Here is a 23,505-nt window from a genome sequence, read left to right as displayed (position 1 = left end):
CCGGCCACCGCAACAGCCACCGCGCCGGCCACGCACCGGCCGCGCATCGAGCACAGCGCAACCCCGCCCGGCGGTCGCACCGGCGCGGACTCAGCCCGTCTCGTCGGCCTCGCGATAGCGAACCGCGGACAGGTCGTCCACGAAGCGCCCCATCAGCGCGCCGAGCGTGGCGAGGTCGTCGTCCGTCCAGCCGGACAGCGCCTCCTCGAAGTGCCGATCGCGCACCCGGCGCAGCCGACGGACCACACCTCGGCCCTTGGGAGTCAGTCCCACCCGGGTGATCCGACCGTCCCGCGCGTCGGTGGTCCGGGTGACCAGTTCGTCGGCCTCCAGCTTGCGCAGCTCCCGGCTGACCAGCGACATGTCCATCCGGGCGAGCTTGGCCAGATCGCCGATGGCCAGCCCGCCGCCGCCCGCCTGCAACCGGGCCAGCAACACCACCGCGGGTTGCGAGACCTGGGCGCGCGAGGCGGAGGTGAGTTCGCCGTGCACGCGACGGCTCTGCTGGAGTCGGATCAGGCGTTCGAGCGCGGTCTGGACGTGCTGCCGCGCCTCGTGTCGATCCGAGGAGGGCGTGGGCGACTCGGCTGACGGGGGCACTGGACGAGTCCTCCGAAGGGGAAGCAGCGCCGTACGGTTTCGTATGGCGGAGGCGGGCGTTCCACAGTCTAGGTGTGCATCCCGACGCACAGAAGGTAATTGATGGAGTCCAGCATTGACACGTGTAGGGGCCGATGGTTGGCTGCGCGCGTCAAGATCGACGCCGTGCGCGAGCGCCGTCGTCGAGCCCATCGATCATCCCGGGGGACCCACGTGTTCGCACTCGACGGCAGGTCGGCACTGGTCACCGGCGCGGGGCAGGGCGTCGGCGCGGGCATCGCCCGGCTGCTCGCCGCGCGGGGCGCGATCGTCGCGGTCAACGACCTCGACCCCGAGCGCGCCGAACAGACGTGCGCCGACATCCGCGCCGCCGGCGGTCGTGCGTACACCGCCGCGTTCGACGTGACCGACCCGCAGGCCGCGCTCCTGGCCGTACGCACCTTCGAACGCGCGGTCGCCCCGATCGACATCCTGGTCAACAACGCGGGCAACGGCGGCACCGAGGGATTTCGGCCGACCAAATTCCGCCAAAGTGCCCCCGAGGACTGGCAACGCTTCGCCGACGTCAACCTGTTCGGCGTGATGGCCTGCACCAAGGCGGTGCTGGACGGGATGTGCGCGCGCCGCTTCGGGCGGGTGATCACCATCGCGTCGACCGCGGGCGTCAGCGGCCAGTCGTTCGGCATCTCGCTGTACGGGGCCGCGAAGGGCGGCGCCATCGCGTTCATGCGCCACCTGGCGATGGAGAGCGCGCGCGAGGGCGTCACCGCGAACACCGTCGCGCTGGGCCTGATGGACCCCCGCCCCAGCGGTCGCGAACTCGCGCACACCGCCGACCAGGCCAAGCACATCCCGGTCGGCCGGCTCGGCACCCCCGAGGACGCGGGCGCGGCCTGCGTCTTCCTCGCCTCCGACGAGGCCGGGTGGATCACCGGCCAGACCATTCAGGTCAACGGTGGCGCGATCACCACTTAAGAGCCCTGGATCGGCGCCCGCATGTGTGCTGGACTGATACCGAACCCGCGAGTAACAACGCGCGATCGGAGTGACCGGCATGACGGCCGAGACGGCTGGACCGAGCACCACCGACCCCAATCCCCGGACCTGGCCCGCGCAGGTACCGCTCGCCGATCTGGACTTCTGGTCCGGGCCGCCGGCCGCCCGCGACGCGGGCTTCGCACACCTGCGCGAGACCTGGCCGATGCCGTACTACCCGGAGCCGGAGAGCCCGCTGGAGCCCGGCCCCGGCTTCTGGGCGCTGACCCGGCACGCGGACGTCGCGGAGGCCACCCGCCGACCCGAGGACTTCTGCTCGGGCCGAGGCTCCACCCACATCCCCGACTTCCCGCCGGGCTTCGGTGAGTTCTTCGGCTCCATGATCGAAATGGACGACCCTCGGCATCAGCGGCTGCGCCGGATCGTCGCCCGTACCTTCACGCCCAGGATGATCAAGAAGTTCTCGGACGACGTGGACCGCACCGCCAAGACCATCGTCGACGAGGTGGCCGAACGCGGCTCGTGCGACTTCGTCACCGACGTCGCGGCCCGCCTCCCGCTCCGGGTGATCTGCGACATGATGGGCATACCGGAACAGGACCATCGTTTCGTCTTCGATCGCTCGAACGTGATCCTGGGCATCGCGGACCCGGAGTACGTGCCCCAGGAGGGCGGCGGCCACATCGAGGCGCTGCTCACCGCCGGCGCCGAACTCGCCGAACTGATGAAGAATCTGGGCGAGTTCCGGCGCGGCACCCCCACCGAGGACGTCACCTCCGCGCTGGTGAACGCGGAGATCGACGGCGAGAGCCTGACCGCGGACGAACTCGCCTCGTTCTTCATCCTGTTGCTGACCGCAGGGAACGAGACCACCCGCAACGCGATCTCGCACGGACTGTGGCTGCTGACCGAGAATCCGGACCAACACCGACTCTGGCTATCGGACTTCGAACGCTACGCGCCGACCGCCGTGGAGGAGATCGTCCGGCTCGCCTCCCCCGTGGTGTGGATGCGACGCACCGCCACGCGGGACACCGAGCTGAACGGCAAGCGGGTGCGCGACGGCGACAAACTGCTGCTGTTCTACTGGTCGGCGAATCGGGACGAATCCGTCTTCACCGACCCTGGGCGGTTCGACCTCACCCGCGATCCGAACCCGCATGTCGGCTTCGGCGCCCGGGGCCCGCACTTCTGCCTGGGTGCACACCTGGCGCGCCGCGAGATCACGCTGCTGTTCCGGGAGTTGCTGGCCCGCCTGCCGGACATCCGGGTGGTCGGCGAACCACGACGACTGCGCTCCAGTTTCATCAACGGCATCAAGCACATGGACTGCGAGTTCACGCCCGTTCCTCAGGCTTGACCTCCGCCTCCGGCTCCGGCCCCGACTCCGGCTCCGTTTCGGCGTCGGCGTCGGCGTCGGCGTCGGCGTCGGCGTCGGCCACAGCTTCGCCCTCCGGCGCATCCTCGTCCACCGCCTCGGCTTCGCCCGCCTCGGCCTGCTCCGCCTCCCCCGCCGACCCACCCGAAGCACCCGAAGCACCCGAAGCACCCGAAGCAGGAGCCGCCTCCGGGTCGATCAGCGCGTCGATCTGCTCGGCGGCCGGCACCTCACCCTCGGGCGTCACCGCGTCCACCACCCCGGGCAACGTCGCCGCGAGCGCCGCGGCGGTCTCCTCCTTCGTCATCCCCGCCTGGCCGGCCAGCCGGACCATCTCGTCCTCACCGAGCGCGTCGGTGATCTCCTTGCCGCTCACCGGCTGATTGCGCCCGGTATCCACCCAGGACTTGGTCTGCTCCCCCAGGCCGCCCTCCTGGAGCTTGTTCAACAGCGCACCCAGCCCGCCGGAACCGCCCTGCTTGGTCAGCATGCCCAGCACCACCCGGACCAGCCCCTGATGCCCGCTGCCGCCCCGCCCACCGAGAATCCCGCCCAGGAGGCCGCCGAGTCCACCGGGAAGGCCCATTCCGCCGCCGCTCATCCGTCTCTCCCTGCACAGGTCGCCATATCCGGCTCCCATAGTGGGGTAAATAGGACAGCACTTCGCGGTGGGCACGTCGGCAGTACGCCCATCGGGCGACGAAGCGGCCCGCTCGACCCCGCCCGGGCGCGGGGCAACCGGCGCCGTCAGCGCGTCGGATCGAAGAGCACCTTGAGGCAGCCGTCCGTGCGGTCGGCGAAGGTGCGATATCCGCTCGCCGCCTCGGTCAGCGGCAGTCGGTGGGTGAACACATCGACCGGGACGAGCCGCCCGTGCCGGATCAGCGGGATCAGGGTCGGCCAGGTGGACGCCACCGGCGCGGTACTGAAGCGCAGCGTGACGTTGCGGATGATCAGCAACGGCACGGCGAGCGGAAACGCGAAGTTCGCGTCCACGCCGACCACCGAGACGGTGTGCGACGTACGCACCGAGGCGATCGCGGCGGCCAGCGTCGCATCCTGCCCGACCGCCTCGATCACCGCGTCCGCTCCCCGACCGCCGGTGGCCGCCAACACCTGCTGCACCAGGTCGCCCGCGCTCGCGTCGATCGGCTCGGCACCGAGCCGCTCGGCCATCGCCAGTCGCGCCGGCACCCGGTCCGCGGCCAGGATCCGGCCCGCGCCGAGCACCTGGGCCGCCTGCAGCGCGTACAGCCCGACCGGCCCGAGGCCGATCACCAGCACCGTCGCGCCGGGCGTGATGTCGGCCCGGGTCGCCGCCGTCCAGCCGGTCGGCAGCGCGTCGGTGAGCAGCACCGCGTGGTCCACCGCGACGTCCTCGGGCACCGGCAACAACCACGCGTCGGCGGCCGGGATCGCCACCGCCTCGGCATGCCCGCCGGGCAGCCCGAGGTCGCCGCCGAGCACCCGCATGCCGCCGCCGACACAGTCGATCGCATTGCCCACCCGGCAGCCCGCACACCGCCCACAACCCAGCACGGGCGACACCAGCACCCGGTCGCCCACCGCGATCCGGCCCACCTCGGCGCCGGTCTCGATCACCGTGCCGACCACCTCGTGCCCCGGCCGCAGCCCGGCGGCCGGGAACTCGCCCTCGTAGAAGTGCAGGTCCGAGCCGCACACCGCACTCGCCTCGACCCGCACGATCGCCCCGTCCGGACCGGTGAGCACCGGGTCCGCGACCGTCTCCACACTCACGTCACGGGTTCCATTGATGACGACGGCACGCATGTCCACTCTCCCGGCTGGTTCGCTCACCCGACGCCGGAACACCCCGGCGACACGCAGTAACACTGTTACAGAAGCGTTCGGAAGCCAACCCCCGGATGGCCCCGATCGGCCCGGCGTGACCTTCGTCCCACGCTTCGCCGACCCTCGCCCGAGCGTCGGTAACGTGATCCCCATGTCGCTGTCGCAAGCCCTGCGCGGGCACGCCCGGGGTGCCCTCTCGAGCGCCGCGCACCGAGGCTGGCGCGCGCTGCAACGCGCCGCCTCGATCACCGCGGAGCAGCCCGGCCCGTACCGCTTCCGGGAGTTGGGCGCGCGCAGCAAGCTCGCCTTCCCGGTCGGCTCGGTCTTCGGCGAGCAATGGATCACGGTCGGCGCCGGCTGCATCATCGGCGAGCACGTCACGCTGTCCGCCGGGCTGGCCCCGGGGCACGATCTGGGCACGGCGGCGGTGGTCACCATCGGCGACCGGTGCACGATCGGGCGCGGCAGCCACATCGTCGGTCATCGCTCGATCACCATCGCGGACGACGTGTGGACCGGGCCGTACATCTACATCACCGACCAGAACCACAGCTACGCCGACCCGGATCGGCCGATCGGCACCCAGTGGCCGATCAACGACACCGTGGAGATCGGCCCGGGTAGCTGGATCGGCGCGGGTGCGATCATCCTGCCCGGCGCGAAACTCGGCCGGAACGTGGTGGTCGCCGCCGGTTCGGTGGTGCGCGGCACGATCGCCGACCACAGCGTGGTGGCGGGCGTGCCCGCGAAGGTGGTCCGCCGACGCACCGAGTCCGGCTGGGACCCGCCGCTGCGGCACACCCCCACGCCGCTCCCGGACGGGATCACCCACGACGAACTGGTCGCCCTGCTGAGCGAGTACGACGCCTCCCACGGCCAGTAGCACCCGATCGAGCCCGCCGCCCGGGGGTTCCACGTGAAACGCCCGGCCGCCGCCACACCGGTCCGGTGATCCGGGCGGGACCGACCGAAGCCGGCCCCGCCCGGGTCACCGCGAGATCACGCCTTCAGGCCGGACAGCCGCAGTTGCACGCCCACCGCGTCCAACACGCGCGTCTGCTGCCCCCACTGCCAACCCGGCACCGTCCAGTCCGCGTCCAACATCGAGATCGACACCGATCCCCGGGCGAGCGCGGTGGTGTCCGCGTTGCGCACCGGCTCGGTCACCCCCGAGGCCAGACCCAGGTCGAGCTTGTAGCAGGTGTCGCAGGACGGGTCCTTGACGTAGCTCACCTTCAGCGCGTCGGCCTCGCCGACGTTGGTCGTCTCCACCCGGCCGGTCGGCTTGGCCGGGTAGTTCACGTTGAGCGTGGTGTGCAGCGGCAGCACCGGCCCGGTCCGCTTCGCGGTGGCCGCGAGCCGGTCCACCAACCGGGTCGCGAACGCCGTCGCCTGTGCCATCTGCGGGAACGGGTTGCGCGGGTCGGCGGTGCTGTACTCGGCGCTGAACGCGACCGCCGGGACCCCCTTCTCCGCGGCCGTGATCGAGGCGCCGACCGTGCCGGAGTGGTTCGTGGTCGCGCCGATGTTCTGGCCCGGGTTGATCCCGGTGACCACCAGGTCGGGCTTCTTGTCCCGGTACACGTTCGCCAGGGCGAAGGAGACCGAGTCGGCGGGCGTGCCCTCGACCGACCAGATGCCCGGCTCGACCTCGGCGGCCTTGACGATCGCGCCGGGGGTCGCGTTGATCCCGGTGCCCTTGCCGGACTGGTCGGTGGCGGGCGCGACGATCACCGCGTCGTGGCCGGCCGCCTTGAGCGCCCGTTGCAGCGCGCGGATGAACGGCGCCTGCTGCCCGTCGTCGTTGCTCATCAAAATGCTGAGCTTGCGCGGCGCCTGGGTGCCGCGCGCGTCGTCGCTCGCCATCGCGACGGGTGCGCTCGCCGCGAGCAGCGCGGCGGCGGTGGCACCCGCCGCGACGGTGAACACGTGTTTCGTACCGAAGATGGCCATCTCGTCCTCCGTAGGCAAGAAGGTCCGCACGCCCGGGGGACATCGCACCCTGTGGCTCGACGACTCGGGTCTTGTGCGTGGAACGGGACCGGCCGTACGAAACCCGTCACCGACCCGACCGGACGGTCGAGTGAAATTCGGGTCGCACAACGTGTACGGAGGGGTGAATCGGACGGAATGCACCCTGCGATTCGACACGTGTCAGCCGGCGGATAGCGAAAATAAGGTCAACGGTCGGACATTGCAATGGGCGGAGCCGGGTGGTTCGTCCGGATGCGCACGCCGCGGCCGCGCCGACCCCCCTCGCCCGGGTCTGGCCAAAGCCCTTTCCCCGAACGTAATCTGACGGATCATCAGCCAAGCCGACCGGCTCGGCCGGGTCGAGTGGGCGGAGCTGTGATGATCCTGGACGGCAAAACCGTGATCGTCTCCGGCGTGGGCCCGGGCCTCGGCCGCCGGGTGGCCCTGGCCGCCGCGCGCGACGGCGCCAACGTGGTGCTCGGTTCGCGGACCGAGGCCAACCTGTTCAAGGTCGCCGAGGAGATCGATCCCACCGGCAAGCGGGTCGCCTGGGCGGTGACCGACATCACCGAGCACGAGACCTGCCGGGCCCTGGTCGACCTCGCGGTGGAACGCTTCGGCACGGTGGACGGTCTGGTCAACTGTGCGGCGCTGGACACCGTGTTCGGCGGGCTGGAGGCGACCGACTTCGCCGACCTGCGCCGGGTGGTCGAGGTCAACCTGGTCGGCAGCCTGGCGATGACCAAGGCCGCGCTGCCCGCGCTCAAGGCCGGCGGCGGCGCGGTGGTCTTCATCGCCACCCAGTCCCAGTTGGTCCCGCCGCCACAGGCGCCGCAGATGGCCTACGCCGCGTCCAAGGGTGGTCTCACCTCCGCCACCTACGCCCTGGCCCACGAGTTGGGTCCGCACCGGATCCGGGTCAATTCGGTGGCCCCGGGCTGGATGTGGGGCCCGCCGGTGGAGGGCTTCGTGAACTACCAGGCGCAGGCCGCCGGAGTGCCGGCCGCAGAGGTGCTCGCCGACCTCGTGGCGCCGATGGCCCTGCCCGAAATGGCCACCGACGCCGACGTGGCCGAGGCCGTCGTCTTCTTCCTCTCGGACCGCGCCAAGGCCATCACCGGCCAGATGCTTCTGGTCAATGCGGGCCATGTGGTCCGGTAGCCGCCCCACGCGCGCCACCTCTGGAATTCAACATCATTTCGGTCAAAACGTGCTCAAGCACCACACGTGACACGCCATCTCTTCCCGGGTGTCATCCGAAAAGATCACCGCACGGATAACCAGCCCGTATCGGGGGCAGTAAACCCGCCATGTTGGGCCTGCCGAACACCATCCAAGCGCTTCTTTTCGACCTCGACGGGGTCTTGACCCAGACCGCCAAGGTGCACGGCGTCGCCTGGAAGGAGATGTTCGACCGATACCTGCGCGAACGCGACGGCGCCGACTTCACCCCGTTCGACCCCAGACGCGACTACGACACCTACGTGGACGGCAAGCCCCGCCTGGACGGCACCCGCTCCTTCCTGGAGTCGCGCGGCATCGAACTGCCGACAGGCGACGAGGGCGACCCGCCCGGGTCGTTCACCCTGCACGGGTTGAGCAACGCCAAGAACGACCTGGTGTTGCGGCTGATCCACGACCGGGGCGTGGAGGTCTACCCCGGTTCGGTGCGCTACGTGCACGCCGCACGCGCGGCGAAGCTGCCCAGCGCCGTGGTGTCCTCCAGCGCGAACTGCGAGGACGTGTTGCGCGCGGCGGGCATCCACGACCTGTTCGACGCGATCGTGGACGGCGTGGTGGCCAAACGCGACGGCCTCGCGGGCAAGCCCGCGCCGGACACCTTCCTGGCCGGCGCGAAGGCCCTGGGCGTGGCCCCCGCGCACGCGGCCGTGTTCGAGGACGCGTTGGCCGGCGTCGCGGCCGGCCGGGCCGGCGACTTCGGGCAGGTGATCGGCGTGGACCGGGTCGGTCAGGCCGAAGAGTTGCGCCGACACGGCGCGGACGTGGTCGTCGCGGATCTCGACGAACTCCTCGACCCCGCGCCCGGCGACCGACCGGGCGGCCGGACCTCGGCGGAAGGCACGGCATGAACACCGGAAACCCCTACACGATCGAGCCGTGGGGGATCACCGAGCAGACCCTGGACCTGGACCGCCTGCCCCAGTCCGAGTCGGTGTTCGCGCTCTCCAACGGCCACATCGGCCTGCGGGCCAACCTCGACGAGGGCGAACCGCACGGCCTGCCCGGCTCCTACCTCAACGGCGTCTTCGAACTGCGCCCACTGCCCTACGCCGAGGCCGGATACGGCTATCCCGAGTCGGGCCAAAGCGTCATCAACGTCACCAACGGCAAGATCATCCGACTCCTGGTCGACGACGAGCCGTTCGACCTGCGCTACGGCCAGACCCAGGACCACGAACGCTCGATCGACTTCCGCGAGGGGGTCCTGCACCGCCGCGCGTTGTGGACCTCGCCGGCCGGCCGGACCGTCCGGGTCACCTCCAAGCGGCTGGTCTCGCTCACCCAACGCTCGATCGCCGCGATCGAGTACGTGATCGAACCGATAGACGGCCCGGCCCGGATCGTGCTCCAGTCGGAGCTGGTCACCAACGAGGAACTGCCGCTGCCGAACGCCGACCCGCGCGCCGCCGCCGTCCTGGAGGCGCCGCTGCGCGCCGAGGAGCACACGCACAACGGCACCAAGGCGATCCTGGTGCACCGCACCGAGCACAGCGGACTGCGCGTCGCGGTCGGCATGGACCACGAGGTCGACGGCCCCGAGGGCATGTACGTGGAGCCCGAGAGCGCCGCCGACCTGGCCCGCTTCAGCGTGACCACGTTGCTCGACCGCGGGCAGAAGTTGCGAATCGTGAAGTACATCGCCTACGGCTGGTCCTCCACCCGCTCGCTGCCCGCGCTGCGCGACCAGGTCGCCGCCGCGTTGACCGCCGCGCGGTACACCGGCTGGCACGGGCTGGTCGACGAGCAGCGCGGCTACCTCAAGCAGTTCTGGGACAACTCCGACATCGAGGTCGAGGGCGACGTCGAGCTGCAACAGGCCGTGCGGTTCGCGATGTTCCACGTGCTCCAGGCGGGTGCCCGGGCCGAGGAGCGGGCCATCCCGGCGAAGGGGCTGACCGGACCCGGATACGACGGGCACTGCTTCTGGGACACCGAGGTGTTCGTGCTGCCGGTGCTCACGTACGGGCTGCCGCACGCGGTCGCGCAGGCGCTGCGCTGGCGGCATTCGACGCTGCCGCTGGCCCGCGAGCGCGCCGCCCAACTGGGCCTGGCCGGCGCCCTGTTCCCATGGCGGACGATTCGCGGCGAGGAGTGCTCCGGCTACTGGCCGGCCGGCACCGCGGCGTTCCACATCGGCGCGGACATCGCGGTCGCCGTCGCGCGCTACGTGCGGGCCACCGGTGACCGGGACTTCGAGCGCGACTTCGGCCTGGAGATCCTGATCGAGACGGCCCGGATGTGGCGCTCGCTCGGCCACCACGACGCGGCCGGCCGGTTCCGGATCAACGGCGTGACCGGCCCGGACGAATACAGCGCGCTCGCCGACAACAACGTGTTCACCAACCTGATGGCACAGTCCAACCTGTTGGCCGCCGCCGACGCGGTGGCACGCCACCCGCACGAGGCCCGCGCGCTGGAGGTGAACAGCGAGGAGACCGCGAGCTGGCGCGACGCGGCGCACGCGATGTACGTCCCCTACGACGAGGACCTGGGGGTGCATCCGCAGGCCGACGGCTTCACCAAGCACCGGATGTGGGACTTCGAGAACACCCCGCCGGACCACTATCCGCTGATGCTGCACTACCCGTACTTCGACATCTACCGCAAGCAGGTGGTCAAGCAGGCCGACCTGGTACTGGCCATGCAGGTGCGCGGCGACGCGTTCACCGACGAGCAGAAGCGCCGCAACTTCGACTACTACGAGGCGTTGACCGTGCGCGACTCGTCCCTGTCGGCCTGCACCCAGGCGGTCCTGGCGGCCGAGGTCGGCCACCTCGAACTGGCCTTGGACTACACCGCCGAAGCCGCCCTGATGGACCTGCACGACCTGGCCAAGAACACCAAGGACGGCCTGCACATGGCCTCCCTCGCGGGCACCTGCATGGCGCTGGTCGCGGGCTTCGGCGGGCTGCGCGACCACGGCGAGTGCATGTCGTTCAAGCCGCGCCTGCCGATCGGCCTGACCGGGCTGGCCTTCTCGCTGTCGGTGCGCGGCGCCCGGCTGCGGGTGCAGACCACCCACGAGCAGACCACGTACACGCTGCGCGAGGGCGACGAGCTGCCGTTCCTGCACCACGGCGAGAAGCACGTACTGATCCCGGGCAAGTCGATAACGCTGAACATCCCCCCGCTCACCCGGGACACCCCGCCCCGCCAGCCCGCGGGCCGCGCCCCGGTGCATCGCCAGGGCGCCCCCGACACCCACGCCACGGGCCCGAGCCCGAGCTGACCGACCCGCCGGCCGAGCCCGCGGACTCGGCCGGCGATCACCCGGCCGCACCGATGCCGCCCCGAACCCCTGGCCTTCACGTCAACGTCAAGGTCTACCGTTTCGAACATGCGCATCGGAGAACTGGCGGAGCGCGCGGGGACCAGCACCCGAACCCTGCGCTACTACGAGGAACGCGGTCTGCTGTCCGCTCGGCGCAACAGCAGCGGGTACCGCGACTACGACGAGGACGACGCCCGACTGGTCCGCGAGATCCGCGCGCTGCTGGGCATCGGCTTCGATCTGGAGGAGACCCGCCCGTTCGTGGAGTGTCTGCGCGCCGGGCACGACGCGGGCGACGAGTGCCCCGCGTCGGTCGCGGTCTACCGACGCAAGCTCGCCGAGCTCGACGCCTGCATCGACCGCATGCAGGGCATCCGGGCCCATCTGGTCGCCCAGCTCGACCAGACCGAACGCGCGCACGCCGCCGGCGAGCGCGCCGACCGGCCCACCACCCCGGCCGCCTTCGCCGCCGCCACCCTGCCCGACCCGCCGGAGCCCCGCTGCGCGCTGACCACCGGCCCGCTCACCAAGGAGTCCCGATGACCACGAACGTCCACGACGCCACCGACGCCGACTTCGACACCGCGGTGCTGCGCGCCGACCGGCCGACCCTGGTCGAGTTCACCGCCGAATGGTGTGGGCCGTGCCGTCAGATGGCACCGGTGCTGGAGCAGATCGCGATCGAGGAGCCGGGCCTGGCGGTGGCCAAGCTCGACGTCGACCGCAACCCGGCCGTCGCCGCCCGCTACGGCGTGTTGTCCATGCCGACCTTCATGGTCTTTCAGGGCGGCGAGCCGGTACGACAGTTCGTCGGGGCGCGGCCCAAGCGCCGGATCCTGGCCGAACTCGCGGGCGTGCTCGGGGAGAACCCGGCCGTCGCGGGGTAACTTGCCGAAATGACCAGCGCCCACCGGATCACCTTCACCACCGACTACGGACTCGCCGACGGCTTCGTGGCCGCGTGCCACGGCGTGATCGCCGGCCTGGCACCCGCCGTACCGGTCGTGGACGTGACCCACCTGGTGCCGCCCGGGGACGTGCGCCGCGGCGCGTTGGTGCTGGCCCAGACCGTGCCGTGGTTCCCGCCGGGCAGCGTGCACATCGCGGTGGTCGATCCCGGCGTGGGCACCGCGCGGCGGGCGCTGGTGCTGCGCGCGGGCGGCCATCTGCTGGTCGGGCCGGACAACGGCCTGCTCCCGTGGGCCGCGCAGGCGCTGGGCGGCATCGAGGAGATCCGCGAGATCACCAACCCGGCGCTCACCCTGGCGAAGGTCTCCCGGACCTTCCACGGCCGGGACGTGTTCGCGCCGGTCGCCGCCCACCTCGCGCTCGGCACGCCGCTCGCCGAGGTCGGCCCGCCGGTGGGCGACCCGGTCGAGCAGACCGCCCCGGCGCCCGGCGAGGTGCTCACGGTCGACCACTTCGGCAACGTGCAACTCGCTTACACGCCGGCCGAGTTCGCCGGCGTCGACGTGTTGCGGGTCGAGGTGGGCGAGCGCACCTACCCGGTTCCCCTGCGCGGCACCTTCGGCGAGGCGCCCGCCGGGGAACTGGTCGGCTATCAGGACTCGGCGGGGCTGCTGGCCATCTCGGTCAACGGCGGCGACGCGGCCCGGCTGCTGGGCGTGCGGGCCGGGGACCGGGTCGGCGTCTCGGCCGCCACGTGAATTCGGCCGCTACTTGAGGTTCGGCTGCTGGTTCTCGAACCACACCTGGTCCAGGGCCGCCTTGCAGCTGTCCCCGGTTCCACAGGTCAGCGCGACGTCGTTCGAACCCTCGTTGAGCTGCACCATGTTCCAGGTGCCGGTGACGCTGGTCGCCGTGCCGTAGTTCTTGAGCTTCACCTTGTTCGAGGTGTCCTTGCCGTTCACCCGGATCGACAGGTTCTGCTGCTCGGTGCCCGCGTTGAGGAACTTCACGGCCAGGTAGTAGGTGCCCTTCTTGGGTACCTCCACCTTCCACGTGATGGTCGACCCCGGCGCCGACATGTCCAACATGCCCTTGCCCGAGGAGTTGGGGACACCGGGCACCGCGACCGCGCCCCCGCTCGGCGAGGCGTCCTCCGCCTCCAGCACGGCGAACTTGCCGCCCGGTGCCGTGGACGGCGCGCTGGAGGGCGGCGCGCTCTGCGACTGGGGCGGGGAGCTGGGACCGCCGCTCGCGGTGGTCGGCGACGCCTTCTCCTTCTTGTCGCCGTCGCCGCGCGTCAACAACACACCCGCGACCACCGCGATCACGAGCACGATCGCCACCGCCGCACCGATCACCGCGCCACGACCGCCGCCGGCGCCGCCCGTGCTCGGCGGCGGGGAGTGCGGCGGGGACTGCGCGCCACCGTGTTCGTGCTGGGCCGGGATCGCCGCCTGGGGCTGGGTGTGCGCGGGGGGCTGCGCGTAATTCATCTGCCCGACCTGCACGTATTGCGGCATCATGCGATTGGCGGAAGAACCGTACGCACCGGTTGTCCCTGTCCCCTCGGCCGCTTCCTCACCCGGCGCCGGCCGATAGAGGTACCCGTACGGGTCTTCAGGTTCACCGTTGGTACCCGCCGTCATCGGGTAGTCCTCCCTACGTGCGCCAGGCCAGGCTTTGCCAATATCAGGCATCACACTAACGGGCGACGGGTAGGGCAAGTGGCGTTGTCCGCGTGACGGGACTGTCACGAAAAGGCCCTACTGATGCGTATGGCGACCGCTCGTACACCCACTCACAGCCCGTTCGCGCCCCCGGCGCACGGCCCCGACCGGCCGGCCACGCGGTGACCGAATTCACCCGAGACGCCCAATAGATCCACCATCGTGGAGTGGCCCGCACAGGCGTCGGGTCCGACCGGCCGTCCGGCCCCGCTCAGCCCGCCCGACGCTGGGCCCGGTCGCGACGCCGCTTGTTCGCGTACATGTGTTCGTCCGCGATCCGCAGCAGATCCTCGGGTTCGGCGGCCTCCTCCGCCCAGCCGATCCCGAAGCTCGCGCCCTCCAGCGGCACCGCCAGGCCCTCGGCCGGGATCGGCACGGACAACGCGCGGCGCAGCCGCACCGCCATCTCCTCCGCCTCCTCGCGCCCGATCCCGTCGGCGAGCACGACGAACTCGTCGCCGCCGAGCCGGGCCACCGTGTCGCCCTCGCGCACCGCGGCGGTGAGCCGCTCGGCGACCGCCTTGAGCACCACGTCGCCGATGTGGTGGCCGAAGTTGTCGTTGATGTGCTTGAACCCGTCCAGGTCGCAGAACAACAGCGCGACGCCGCGACGCTCGGCGGCGGGCGGCTCGTCCACGACCACGACCGCGCCCTCGGGGATGCTCAGAATGGCGCCGGCGGGCACCGCCCACTCGTCCGCGTACGGCTCGCGCACCTCGCCGACCGCCCCGACCGCCGCAGTCGCAGCGGCCGGGACCGGGACCGGCGCCGCGTCGGGCAGCGCGGCGCCCGGGCCGAACCGCGCGGCCAGCCTGGCCCGCAGCTCGCGCCCGTTCGGCAGGCCGGTGAGCGGATCGTGGCTGGCCTCGTGCACGAGCGCCTGTTCGCGCTGCTTGCGATCCTCGATGTCCTCCACGTGGGTCAACCCGAACCGCAGGTCGCCGAGCCCGTCCGCGACCTGCGAGGTGCGTAGCGAGACCCACCGATACGTACCGTCGCTGCGTGCCAGACGCAGCTCGGTACAGCCCGCCACCGGCACCGTCCCGCCCAGGTGCCCGGCGAGCAGCGGCCGATCCTCCGGGTGCGCCAACGCGCCCAGCCCGAGCCGCTTGAGCACCGGCGCCGGGTAGCCCAGCATCCGACACAACGCGTCGTTGGCCCGCAGCAGTTGGCCCTGTTCGTGCCCGCGCACACCGGTCATCACCATGCCGCTGGGCGCGTACTCGAAGGCCTGCCGGAAGCTCTCCTCGCTGGCCCGCAACGCCAACTGCTCGCGCTCCAGGCGGGCCACCGCGCGCTGCATGTCGCTGCGCAGCCGCGCGTTGTCCACCGCGATCGCCGCCTGCGCGGCGAACATGCCCAGCACCTCGCGCCGCCAGGGGGCGGGCCGCAGCCCGTCCACCGGCAGGTCCACCGACAACACGCCGACCAGATCGCCCTCGGGCGTGTGCAGCGGCGCGAGCAGCGCGTCGCGTGGATGCCACGCCTCGGGGTGGTCCCCGATCGGCAGGTCCGGTATCCAACTCGGGACGTCCCCCACGTCGGCCAGCCCCGAGCGGTGCCCGAGAAAGCGCAGCGGTCCCCACGGCTCGGCGGCGGCCAGGATGCGATCCCAGCCCTCGCGCGAACCGATCTGGCCGGCCATCGCCTTGCGCAGCTCGTCGTTGCCGGCCACCGCCGCGACCTCGAGGTCGCCGTCGGCGCGGACGAGATTGACCGCAGCGACCCCGAACCCCAGGCCCGAAACCACGCCGTCGACGACGGCTTGCAGGGTGTCCTTGAGATCGCGCGTGGCGTTCAGGTCGGCGACGACGCGGTTCAAAAGGCGCAAAGTCGCCAACCGGACGTGGGTCTCCGTCTCGGCTGTCATGGGTCTCCCCCAGGGGTCGACGCCGGTGTCTTCTGAACAGATATCGTCCGTTTACCAGAGAAACTGAATCACAGCGGGCTTCGAATTGGCGACGTTCCGTCATCGATCAGACTGTCACTGTGAGCCACCTCACGCTTCATACCGTATCGAGTCGGACCGCCGAGCCGCCCCGGAATCGCCCCCTCCGCCGGCATCCACCGCGCATCGTACGAGGCGGGAGCCCATTTTCGGGAACTAACCCCAGGGTTCGCCGAGTCGACCTGACGACCAATCAGATTCCCCGCAGGCCGTTCGCTATGCGTCAGCGAGCTGAGGCACAGTCGATCCGGAGCAAGATCACCGGCCGCTCTTCCCAGCGGGCATACGAAGTCCCTACGGTACGTCCGTCAGGTTTCCGTACGATCTTGCGCGCGCGTCGCACGGGCCGATACGGCGAACACAACGGCGCGTCGAACGACGGGGGTGGGGCGATGACCGGTCTGGTCGTCGGGGAGGTCTTCGCGAACGCGGCCCGCGCCGTCCCGGACCGAACCGCGGTCGTGCTCGGCGGGCGCTCGCTGACGTTCGCCGAACTGGACGCGGCGGCGGAACTCGGCTTGCGCCGGCTGCTCGCCCTGGGTCTGGCGGCGGGCGACCGGGTCGGCTGCGGCCCGATCTCGGCCGGCGCGGGCATCGCGGCGGTACCGCTGTTCGCCGCCATCGCCCGACTGGGGGCGGTGCTGGTGCCCGCCGACCCGGAAGATCCCGACGCGTACGCACCCGCCCTGGTCCTGGACTCGGCCGAACAGGCCGACGCGCTGATCGCCGACCTGGACGACGAGGACCCCGAGGACCTGCCGGAGCCGGCCGACGTCGAGCCGACCGAGACCGACCCGTGCCTGATCGCCCCGGCCGGCCCCCGCGGCGCGTCGTTGTCGCACCGCGTGCTGGTGCTGCGCTCGCACCCGGGCGCGCTCGCCGAGTCGCGCGGGACGCACGTGCTCGCGGCCGACCTGGCCGACGGCCGGACCTGGACGCTCGCACTCGCCCAGTGGCACGCCCGGGACACCCTGGTCCTGGTGCCCGGCGGCGATCCGACCGCCCTGCGCGCGGCGGTGCGCGAACACGCCGCCACCCGGCTCACCGCCGCACCCGCGGTGTGGCGGGCGCTGGCCGAGACCGAGGCCGAGCAGCCCGCCGACGACGAGACGCTGGACACCCTGCGGTTCGCCGACACCGAGCCGACCGAGGCCGCGGTGCTCGCGGACATCGCCCGGATCGCGCCGAACGCATGTGTGCGGGTCGTGCACGACACGCCCGAGACCGGCCCGCTCACCGCGCTGTCCGGCCCCGAGGTGTTCGCCCACCCGGGCGCCTGCGGGATCCCCGGCCCGCTGCACTATGTCGCGCTGGACCCGGACGGCGAGATGTGCGTGCGCGGTCCGCTGTTGTTCGACGGCTACGCCGACGACCCGAAGGCCACGGCCGAGGTGCTCGCCGACGGCTGGTACCGCACCGGCGACCTGGCCGTGCTCGACGAGGCCGGCGGCGTGCTGACGGTGACCGGCCGGGCGGCCGAGCTGATCCGGGTCGGCGCCCACACGGTGGGTCCGGGCGAGGTGGAACGGGTCCTCAAGGCCCACCCGGACGTCCGGGACGTCGCGGTCATCGGCCTGCCGCACCCCACCGACGGCCGGCTGCTCGGCGCCGTGGTGGTCGCCGAGGACCCCGCCCGGGTCCCGGGCCCGGGAGCGCTGCGCACCGCGTGTGCGGAGGCCGGCCTGGCCGAGTACAAGCACCCGGTGCGCGTCTTCTACGCCGACGAACTGCCCTCCGGCGCCGGCCGCCGCGAGGACCTGGCCCGGGAGATCACGGCGGGCCGCTGACGGGTCCGGGGCGCCGCGCGGGAAGGGCGGATCCCGGCCCCGGCGTCCGGGCCGCATACCCTGGATCCGTGTCCCAGACCCCGCCGCCGCCCGTCGACGAAGCCGCCTTCAAGGCCGCGATGTCCCGATTCGCCGCCGGCGTGGTGCTGCTCACCGCCGTCGAGGGCGACCCCGAGGACGGCGGCCCCGTGGACGACGTGGGGATGACCGCGACCGCGTTCATGTCGGTGTCGCTGGACCCGCCGCTGGTGCTGATCAGCCTGCGTCGCGAGGCCCGGATGCGCGACGTACTGGACGAACAACCGCTGTGGGCGGTGTCGCTGCTCGCGCAGAGCCAACGACACGTCGCCGGCCGCTTCGCCATCCCGGGCCGGATCAGCGACCGACTGATGTTCGCCGACATCCCGCACCGCCGCGGCCCGATCACCGGCGCCGCGCTGGTCGGCGGCGCCCTGGCCACCCTGGAGTGCCGCACCCACCGGGTGGTCGAGGCCGGCGACCACGTCCTGTTCGTCGGCGAGGTGCTCGCCGTGGAAATGCCCAGCCCGGAAGGCCCGCCCCTGCTGCACTTCCGGGGCCGCTACCAGGGTCTGGGCTGAGGCCGCAGCACGCTCACGGCCGCGGCCCCGGGCGCATCAGGCCGTCCGCGGTCACCGAGGCCACCAGGCGACCGTCCCGGGTGAACACCCGGATCCGCCCGTGCATGCGACCGTCGCCCGCGTACTCGCTCGCGCAGCGCAGCAGCAGCCACTCGTGCGCGGAGAAGTCCTCGTGGAAGGTGATGTTCTGGGCCAGCGCCACCGACATCGAGCGCCCGCCGCGCCGCTCGATCTCGGCGCGCGGATACGGCCGCAGCGCCACCGGGCCCAGGAAACCCTCGGTCGTCCAGGCCAGGACCGCCCGGGCCATGGTCGCGGTGTCCTCGACCCCCACGCATCGCGTCCACAGGTCCAGGCGCGGCGGCCCGGCCAGTTCCGGAGCCAACGCGTCCGCCCCGCCCACCGTGCGCACCTCCCACGGCAACATCGGCACCGACAACTCGGCGCACTCCTCGGGCCCCGGCACCCGCGCCGGCAGCGGGTCGGCGTGCCGCACCAATTCGGGTCCGCGCACGCCGAGCGTCACGAACGCCCGGTAGTGCTCGTGCGCGCCCTGCCGAAAGCCCACCTGGAGCATCGCCGCGGACCGGCCCTGGTGCAGCCGCTCGACCCGCACCCGCACCGGCTCGGCCGGATCGCCGGCCCGGGGAAACACGCCCTGGAGCGTCTGCACCGCCATGTGCGGGACCACCCGTTCGGCCGCCACCACGGTCTGCGCCAGCACCTGCGCGCCGAGCGTGCGCGGGATCGGGGTCACGATGTTGCGCGCCCCGAAGGTGACCACCGCGCCGGGCCCACCCGGGTCCGCGGGCCCCACCGGCGCCAACTCCAGCGCGTCCACCAGGTCTTCCGTCGCGATGCTCGGCCACATCGACACTCCACCAGCCATGCGCGCATGATCGCAGCCCGCCGAGCCGCCGCCCGCACCGCCCCTGACGGACCGTCAGTTCTGCGGTGGGTCAGCGCCGCGCACCCTTTCCGGTGAACTTCACGACCAGCGACACCAGGAACGCGGCGACCGCGATGCTGATGATCCACCGGAGCCAGTCGACCCCCCTGGTCTCCTCGACTCCCAGCCCGGCGGCGATGCCGTAGCCGATCAGCGTGCCCACGATGCCCACCGCCATCGTGGCCAGGAAGCCGATCTTCTGCCTGCCGGGAAGAAAGAGCCGGCCCAGCGCGCCGATGATGACCCCGGCGATGATCAAACCAACGAATGTCACGGGTTCCTCCACGGACGGCGGCACGCGTACGGACCACATCAGTCCGGACTTTTCCGGACAGGTGTCTCCTGTTCCCCACGATCACCACGCGTTAACGCGAACACACCCGAGCCCCAAAGCCCTAAGGTGGTTGCGCCTGCCGGGTGGCCACGGTGCAAAATGGTCCGGTACACGCCCCGATAGCTCAGTTGGCCAGAGCACGCGCCTTGTAAGCGCGGGGTCGTCGGTTCGAACCCGACTCGGGGCTCACCAGGGGCCGCCATCCGCGAGACGCGGACGGCGGCCCGTTCGTCTCCCCGGACGCGTACTCGCCGTCGATCAGCGGCGCAGGTCCGGCGCCGGGCCGGTGGAGGCGCGGACGACCAGCTCGGGGCGGTAGATCAGTTCGGTACGCGGCGCCCGGCCGCCGCCGATCTCGTCGAGCAGCGCGCGCACCGCCGCCGCGCCCATCGCCTGTACCGCCTGGCGCACCGTGGTCAGCGGCGGATCGGTGAACGCCACCAGCGGCGAGTCGTCGTAGCCCACCACCGAGACGTCCTGCGGCACCCGCAATCCGCGCTCGCGCGCCGCCCGCACCGCGCCGAGCGCCATCAGGTCGCTGCCGCACACGATCGCCGTCGCACCCCGCGCCAGCAGCGCGCCCGCCGCGGCCTGCCCGCCCTCGACCGAGAACAGCGAACGCTCGATCCAGCCGTCCGCATCCAGGACCCCGAACCGCTCGGCGAGCCCGTGCCGGAAACCGGCGATCTTGCGCGCGGTGGGCACATACCGCTCCGGTCCGACCGCGAGCCCGATCGCGGTGTGCCGCAGCGAGGCCAGGTGCCCTATCGCCAACTCCACCGCGACCGCCTCGTCGCTGGAGATGAACGGCGCGTCCACCCCGGGCGCGAAGCCGTTGACGAACACCATCGGCAGACCGCGCTCGACCAGGCGCAGGTAGCGGGACAGGTCCGCGCCCGAGTCCGAGTGCAGGCCGGAGACGTAGACGATCCCGGACACCCCGCGTTCCAGGAGCAGTTCGGTGTAGTCGTCCTCGGTGACCCCGCCCGGGGTCTGCGTGCACAGCACCGGCGTGTACCCGTGGTGCGCCAACGCCCGCTCGATGACCTGCGCGAACGCCGGGAAGATCGGGTTGTCCAACTCCGGGAGCATCAGCCCCACCAGGCCCGCGCTGCGCCGCCGCAGGCGGGCCGGTCGTTCGTAGCCGAGCACGTCGAGGGCGGTCAGGACGGCACGCCGAGTGTCGTCCGCGACTCCGGGTTTGCTGTTGAGCACCCGACTCACGGTCGCCTCGCTGACCCCTGCCTGCGTTGCGATGTCCGCCAACCGAGCCTTCATGCCCCGCAGCCTAGTGAGACTTTCAGCAGGATTTCGCAGGGCTTTGCGGGTCACGCAAAACATTTCGGACGATCCCGACCGCTCCGGACTGCTGACAGATCCCGTGCGCCCGGGTACGGTGATCGCAGTCCGTCAAGAATGGACTAGACCACTCGCCCAGCGCGACGCGGTCGTTCGGCACCGGGTACTTCACCCTCCACTCGGATCGTCCGGCACGTTCCTGCCGGTGGAAGGACACATCACCATGGCCACGGTCAGCTACAGGCAGGCGACCTGTACCTACAAGGGCGCCGAGCGCCCGTCCGTCAACGCGCTGGACCTGGAGATCGCCGACGGCGAGTTCCTGGTTCTCGTCGGCCCCTCCGGCTGCGGAAAGTCCACCTCCCTGCGCATGCTCGCGGGTCTCGAGGAGGTCACCGGCGGCTCGATCCACATCGGCGACCGCGAGGTCACCAACCTGGAGCCCAAGGACCGCGACATCGCGATGGTGTTCCAGAACTACGCGCTGTACCCGCACATGACGGTCGCCGAGAACATGGGCTTCGCGCTCAAGATCGCCGGCGTCGACAAGAAGCAGATCCGCGCGAAGGTCGAAGAGGCCGCGAAGATCCTCGACCTCACCGAATACCTCGACCGCAAGCCGAAGGCGCTCTCCGGCGGTCAGCGCCAGCGCGTCGCGATGGGCCGCGCGATCGTCCGTGAGCCGCAGGTCTTCCTGATGGACGAGCCGCTGTCCAACCTGGACGCCAAGCTCCGCGTGCAGACCCGTACCCAGATCGCCGGCCTCCAGCGCCGCCTGGGCATCACCACCGTCTACGTCACGCACGACCAGGTCGAGGCGATGACCATGGGCGACCGCGTCGCGGTGCTCAAGGACGGTCTGCTCCAGCAGGTCGACACCCCGCGCAACATGTACGACCGCCCGGCCAACGTGTTCGTGGCCGGCTTCATCGGCTCGCCCGCGATGAACCTGATCGAGGTCGACCTCGCCGAGGACGGCATCCGCTTCGGCGACGCGGTCGTCCCGGTCTCCCGCGAGGCCCGCGAGGCGGCGGTGGCCGAGGGCGCCAAGAAGGTGACCCTGGGCGTGCGCCCCGAGCACCTGAAGATCAACTCGGCCGAGGGCCTGAACAAGGACGCCAAGGGCCTCGCGGTCTCCGTGGACGTCGTCGAGGAGCTCGGCTCGGACGCCTTCGTCTACGGCTCGGTCACCATCGACGGCGAAACCAAGCCCCTGGTCGTCCGCGTCCCCGGCCGCGACGTCCCGGAAAAGGGCGGCGTCCTCCACGTGGTCCCGACCGTCGGCGAAACCCACCTCTTCTCCACCAAGTCCGGCGAACGCCTGCACGACTGATCCATCACCCCCTCGCCCCCGACCCCCCACCCCCACCGGGGTAGGTGGGGGGTCGGGGGCGAGGCGCGTTCGGACTACATGCCGGAGGGCCGGACGGGCGGGTGAGGTCGGGTCGCGGGTGCGGCGGGCCGGTCGGTCGGGGGCGAGTGGTGGTCTGGGTCGCGGGCGGGTCGGGGCGGGTCGTGAGTCGGGGCCGATGTCCGGTCCGGGTCGTGAAGCGGGGCGAGTGGTGGTCCGGGTTGCGGACGCGGCGACCAGGCAGACCGGGGCCGCAGGCGCAGCGGGCGGGCAAGCCCGAGTCGTAAGCCGGGCCGACACCTGACCCGAGTCGTGAGCGGGGCGAGTGGGCGGCACGGGTCGCGGGTGCGGCGGGCAGGCGCCGGGTCGTGAGTCGGGCTGATGTCTGGTCCGGGTCGCGAGCGGGGCAAGCCGGTGGGGGGTGTTTGTGGGCCGAGCCCGACACCCCAGGCGAGGTCGTGACCTTGCTCCGCTTTGACGGACACCGTCGTTGTGGTGGTCAGGCCGTGAGGGCGGCTTCGTATTCGACGGGGCTGAGGTAGCCGAGGCTGCTGTGCAGTCTGCGCAGGTTGTACCAGGATTCGCTGTACTCGAAGACCTCGTGGTGGGCGGCGGCCCGGCTGCGCCGGCGCCGGTCGACCCCGAGTTCGCTTTCGAGGGTGACGAAGAAGGACTCGGCGAGTGCGTTGTCCCGGCACCGGCCAGTCTGTCCGACGGACGATCGGCTGCCGAACTCGGCAGTGAGCGCGGCGAATTCACTACCGGTGTTTCTAGGTGTCCGCCAAAGTGGATCAAGCCCGGTCGCGAACGCGGCGGGCAGGTGGGCGGCGGTCACGGGCCGAGTCCGACACCTGACCCGAACTCGCGAGCACAGCAAGCTGGTGAGCAGCAGTCGCAAGCCGGGCCCAACACGTGGGGCGGGGTCGCGAGCGCAGCGAGTGGGTGGGTGGTGGTCGCGGGCCGGGCCGGACGCCCGAGCCGAAGTCGCGAACGGAGCGAGCCGGTGAGCGGCGGTCGCGGGCCGGGCCGGACGCCCGAGCCGAAGTCGCGAGCGCAGCAAGCGTGCCGGCGCGAAACGTAAGTCGGGCCCGACACCTGGGGCGGGGTCGCGAGCGCAGCGAGTGGGTGGGTGGTGGTCGCGAGCCGGGCCCGAGACCGGGCCGAGGTTGCGAGCGCAGCGGGCAGGCGGGCGGTGGTCGCGGGTCGGGCCGGACGCCCGAGCCGAAGTCGTGAGCGCAGCAAGCGTGCCGGCGCGAAACGTAAGTCGGGCCCGACACCTGGGGCGGGGTCGCGAGCGCAGCGAGTGGGTGGGTGGTGGTCGCGAGCCGG

22 protein-coding genes and 1 tRNA gene are annotated in these 23,505 nt (G+C 71.7%); 13 read left to right on the top strand and 10 right to left on the bottom strand.

The window, feature by feature from the left end:
• Window positions 1-90: 90 nt before the first annotated feature.
• Entirely contained in the window at window positions 91-600 is a 510-nt protein-coding gene (locus ACH4U8_RS39145) for a MarR family transcriptional regulator (protein ID WP_360318288.1), read from the bottom strand.
• 213 nt (window positions 601-813) lie between these two features.
• Between ACH4U8_RS39145 and ACH4U8_RS39140 the strand changes: the two genes are divergently transcribed.
• Both ACH4U8_RS39140 and ACH4U8_RS39135 read left to right on the top strand, forming a co-directional pair.
• Window positions 814-1,575, top strand: coding sequence for an SDR family NAD(P)-dependent oxidoreductase (locus tag ACH4U8_RS39140; protein ID WP_395782884.1), 762 nt, complete (start codon window positions 814-816; stop codon window positions 1,573-1,575).
• Between the two features lie 79 nt (window positions 1,576-1,654).
• Window positions 1,655-2,956 (top strand): cytochrome P450, encoded by a 1,302-nt coding sequence (locus tag ACH4U8_RS39135; protein ID WP_395782883.1) that lies wholly within the window; start codon window positions 1,655-1,657, stop codon window positions 2,954-2,956.
• Here the strand turns inward: ACH4U8_RS39135 and ACH4U8_RS39130 are convergent.
• Both ACH4U8_RS39130 and ACH4U8_RS39125 read right to left on the bottom strand, forming a co-directional pair.
• Window positions 2,934-3,575 carry a YidB family protein gene (locus ACH4U8_RS39130; protein ID WP_395782882.1) on the bottom strand — a complete coding sequence of 214 codons (642 nt, stop codon included), beginning with the start codon at window positions 3,573-3,575 and terminating at the stop codon, window positions 2,934-2,936. The genes ACH4U8_RS39135 and ACH4U8_RS39130 overlap by 23 nt on opposite strands.
• Window positions 3,576-3,721: 146 nt before the next feature.
• Window positions 3,722-4,732 carry an alcohol dehydrogenase catalytic domain-containing protein gene (locus ACH4U8_RS39125; RefSeq protein ID WP_395782881.1) on the bottom strand — a complete coding sequence of 337 codons (1,011 nt, stop codon included), beginning with the start codon at window positions 4,730-4,732 and terminating at the stop codon, window positions 3,722-3,724.
• Between the two features lie 205 nt (window positions 4,733-4,937).
• On the opposite strand from ACH4U8_RS39125, the gene ACH4U8_RS39120 reads away from it, so the two are divergent.
• The gene (locus ACH4U8_RS39120) at window positions 4,938-5,669 is read left to right on the top strand and encodes an acyltransferase (protein ID WP_360318301.1); all 732 of its coding nucleotides are present in this window, start codon (window positions 4,938-4,940) and stop codon (window positions 5,667-5,669) included.
• Between the two features lie 116 nt (window positions 5,670-5,785).
• Here the strand turns inward: ACH4U8_RS39120 and surE are convergent, their stop codons facing one another.
• Complete coding sequence (surE, locus tag ACH4U8_RS39115) at window positions 5,786-6,739, bottom strand: 5'/3'-nucleotidase SurE (RefSeq protein ID WP_360318304.1); 954 nt, start codon at window positions 6,737-6,739, stop codon at window positions 5,786-5,788.
• A 399-nt stretch (window positions 6,740-7,138) separates the two neighbouring features.
• On the opposite strand from surE, the gene ACH4U8_RS39110 reads away from it, so the two are divergent.
• From ACH4U8_RS39110 to ACH4U8_RS39085, 6 genes are all read left to right on the top strand, one after another.
• Complete coding sequence (locus ACH4U8_RS39110) at window positions 7,139-7,921, top strand: SDR family oxidoreductase (RefSeq protein WP_395782880.1); 783 nt, start codon at window positions 7,139-7,141, stop codon at window positions 7,919-7,921.
• Between the two features lie 149 nt (window positions 7,922-8,070).
• On the top strand, window positions 8,071-8,850 hold the full coding sequence (locus ACH4U8_RS39105; RefSeq protein ID WP_395782879.1) for an HAD family hydrolase: 780 nt from the start codon (window positions 8,071-8,073) through the stop codon (window positions 8,848-8,850).
• Window positions 8,847-11,231 carry a glycoside hydrolase family 65 protein gene (locus tag ACH4U8_RS39100; protein ID WP_395782878.1) on the top strand — a complete coding sequence of 795 codons (2,385 nt, stop codon included), beginning with the start codon at window positions 8,847-8,849 and terminating at the stop codon, window positions 11,229-11,231. Before ACH4U8_RS39105 ends, ACH4U8_RS39100 begins: the two co-directional genes overlap by 4 nt.
• 108 nt (window positions 11,232-11,339) lie before the next feature.
• Complete coding sequence (locus tag ACH4U8_RS39095) at window positions 11,340-11,816, top strand: MerR family transcriptional regulator (protein WP_395782877.1); 477 nt, start codon at window positions 11,340-11,342, stop codon at window positions 11,814-11,816.
• The gene (trxA, locus tag ACH4U8_RS39090) at window positions 11,813-12,160 is read left to right on the top strand and encodes a thioredoxin (RefSeq protein WP_360318315.1); all 348 of its coding nucleotides are present in this window, start codon (window positions 11,813-11,815) and stop codon (window positions 12,158-12,160) included. The genes ACH4U8_RS39095 and trxA overlap by 4 nt, the downstream gene beginning before the upstream one ends.
• A gap of 9 nt (window positions 12,161-12,169) precedes the next feature.
• A complete protein-coding gene (locus ACH4U8_RS39085) occupies window positions 12,170-12,940 on the top strand; it encodes an S-adenosyl-l-methionine hydroxide adenosyltransferase family protein (RefSeq protein ID WP_395782876.1) in 771 nt (256 codons plus the stop codon).
• A gap of 9 nt (window positions 12,941-12,949) precedes the next feature.
• On the opposite strand, the gene ACH4U8_RS39080 is transcribed toward ACH4U8_RS39085, so the two are convergent.
• A complete protein-coding gene (locus ACH4U8_RS39080; RefSeq protein WP_395782875.1) occupies window positions 12,950-13,705 on the bottom strand; it encodes a hypothetical protein in 756 nt (251 codons plus the stop codon).
• 415 nt (window positions 13,706-14,120) lie between these two features.
• Entirely contained in the window at window positions 14,121-15,779 is a 1,659-nt protein-coding gene (locus ACH4U8_RS39075) for a diguanylate cyclase domain-containing protein (RefSeq protein WP_360318321.1), read from the bottom strand.
• Between the two features lie 470 nt (window positions 15,780-16,249).
• On the opposite strand from ACH4U8_RS39075, the gene ACH4U8_RS39070 reads away from it, so the two are divergent.
• Window positions 16,250-17,644 (top strand): class I adenylate-forming enzyme family protein, encoded by a 1,395-nt coding sequence (locus ACH4U8_RS39070; protein WP_395782874.1) that lies wholly within the window; start codon window positions 16,250-16,252, stop codon window positions 17,642-17,644.
• A 119-nt stretch (window positions 17,645-17,763) separates the two neighbouring features.
• Complete coding sequence (locus ACH4U8_RS39065) at window positions 17,764-18,243, top strand: flavin reductase family protein (RefSeq protein ID WP_360318336.1); 480 nt, start codon at window positions 17,764-17,766, stop codon at window positions 18,241-18,243.
• A gap of 13 nt (window positions 18,244-18,256) precedes the next feature.
• On the opposite strand, the gene ACH4U8_RS39060 is transcribed toward ACH4U8_RS39065, so the two are convergent.
• On the bottom strand, window positions 18,257-19,132 hold the full coding sequence (locus ACH4U8_RS39060) for an acyl-CoA thioesterase (protein WP_395782873.1): 876 nt from the start codon (window positions 19,130-19,132) through the stop codon (window positions 18,257-18,259).
• A gap of 70 nt (window positions 19,133-19,202) precedes the next feature.
• On the bottom strand, window positions 19,203-19,466 hold the full coding sequence (locus tag ACH4U8_RS39055; protein ID WP_360318328.1) for a GlsB/YeaQ/YmgE family stress response membrane protein: 264 nt from the start codon (window positions 19,464-19,466) through the stop codon (window positions 19,203-19,205).
• A 173-nt stretch (window positions 19,467-19,639) separates the two neighbouring features.
• Between ACH4U8_RS39055 and ACH4U8_RS39050 the strand changes: the two genes are divergently transcribed.
• Window positions 19,640-19,713 (top strand) — tRNA-Thr (locus tag ACH4U8_RS39050).
• A 71-nt stretch (window positions 19,714-19,784) separates the two neighbouring features.
• Here ACH4U8_RS39050 and ACH4U8_RS39045 read toward each other — a convergent pair.
• Window positions 19,785-20,804, bottom strand: a complete 1,020-nt coding sequence (locus ACH4U8_RS39045; protein WP_360318330.1) for a LacI family DNA-binding transcriptional regulator — start codon at window positions 20,802-20,804, stop codon at window positions 19,785-19,787.
• 244 nt (window positions 20,805-21,048) lie between these two features.
• Between ACH4U8_RS39045 and ACH4U8_RS39040 the strand changes: the two genes are divergently transcribed.
• Window positions 21,049-22,158 (top strand): ABC transporter ATP-binding protein, encoded by a 1,110-nt coding sequence (locus tag ACH4U8_RS39040; RefSeq protein ID WP_395782872.1) that lies wholly within the window; start codon window positions 21,049-21,051, stop codon window positions 22,156-22,158.
• Window positions 22,159-22,675: 517 nt separating this feature from the next.
• Here the strand turns inward: ACH4U8_RS39040 and ACH4U8_RS39035 are convergent.
• Window positions 22,676-23,011, bottom strand: coding sequence for an integrase core domain-containing protein (locus tag ACH4U8_RS39035; protein WP_395782871.1), 336 nt, complete (start codon window positions 23,009-23,011; stop codon window positions 22,676-22,678).
• Window positions 23,012-23,505: the final 494 nt, after the last annotated feature.

The organism is Embleya sp. NPDC020886 (genome assembly GCF_044333915.1).
In the GTDB taxonomy this organism is placed as follows: Bacteria; Actinomycetota; Actinomycetes; order Streptomycetales; family Streptomycetaceae; genus Embleya.
The sequence above is the reverse complement of the archived record's forward strand: the minus strand, read 5'-3'. Positions and strand labels throughout refer to the sequence as shown.

Excerpts from the sequence above, each read along its gene's own strand:
- ACH4U8_RS39135 (WP_395782883.1), top strand. The coding sequence starts at position 1,655 with ATGACGGCCGAGACGGCTGGACCGAGCACCACCGACCCCAATCCCCGG.
- ACH4U8_RS39130 (WP_395782882.1), bottom strand. The coding sequence starts at position 3,575 with ATGAGCGGCGGCGGAATGGGCCTTCCCGGTGGACTCGGCGGCCTCCTG.
- ACH4U8_RS39120 (WP_360318301.1), top strand. The coding sequence starts at position 4,938 with ATGTCGCTGTCGCAAGCCCTGCGCGGGCACGCCCGGGGTGCCCTCTCG.
- surE (WP_360318304.1), bottom strand. The coding sequence starts at position 6,739 with ATGGCCATCTTCGGTACGAAACACGTGTTCACCGTCGCGGCGGGTGCC.
- ACH4U8_RS39110 (WP_395782880.1), top strand. The coding sequence starts at position 7,139 with ATGATCCTGGACGGCAAAACCGTGATCGTCTCCGGCGTGGGCCCGGGC.
- ACH4U8_RS39105 (WP_395782879.1), top strand. The coding sequence starts at position 8,071 with ATGTTGGGCCTGCCGAACACCATCCAAGCGCTTCTTTTCGACCTCGAC.
- ACH4U8_RS39100 (WP_395782878.1), top strand. The coding sequence starts at position 8,847 with ATGAACACCGGAAACCCCTACACGATCGAGCCGTGGGGGATCACCGAG.
- ACH4U8_RS39095 (WP_395782877.1), top strand. The coding sequence starts at position 11,340 with ATGCGCATCGGAGAACTGGCGGAGCGCGCGGGGACCAGCACCCGAACC.
- trxA (WP_360318315.1), top strand. The coding sequence starts at position 11,813 with ATGACCACGAACGTCCACGACGCCACCGACGCCGACTTCGACACCGCG.
- ACH4U8_RS39085 (WP_395782876.1), top strand. The coding sequence starts at position 12,170 with ATGACCAGCGCCCACCGGATCACCTTCACCACCGACTACGGACTCGCC.
- ACH4U8_RS39080 (WP_395782875.1), bottom strand. The coding sequence starts at position 13,705 with ATGATGCCGCAATACGTGCAGGTCGGGCAGATGAATTACGCGCAGCCC.
- ACH4U8_RS39075 (WP_360318321.1), bottom strand. The coding sequence starts at position 15,779 with ATGACAGCCGAGACGGAGACCCACGTCCGGTTGGCGACTTTGCGCCTT.
- ACH4U8_RS39070 (WP_395782874.1), top strand. The coding sequence starts at position 16,250 with ATGACCGGTCTGGTCGTCGGGGAGGTCTTCGCGAACGCGGCCCGCGCC.
- ACH4U8_RS39065 (WP_360318336.1), top strand. The coding sequence starts at position 17,764 with ATGTCCCGATTCGCCGCCGGCGTGGTGCTGCTCACCGCCGTCGAGGGC.
- ACH4U8_RS39060 (WP_395782873.1), bottom strand. The coding sequence starts at position 19,132 with ATGGCTGGTGGAGTGTCGATGTGGCCGAGCATCGCGACGGAAGACCTG.
- ACH4U8_RS39045 (WP_360318330.1), bottom strand. The coding sequence starts at position 20,804 with ATGAAGGCTCGGTTGGCGGACATCGCAACGCAGGCAGGGGTCAGCGAG.
- ACH4U8_RS39040 (WP_395782872.1), top strand. The coding sequence starts at position 21,049 with ATGGCCACGGTCAGCTACAGGCAGGCGACCTGTACCTACAAGGGCGCC.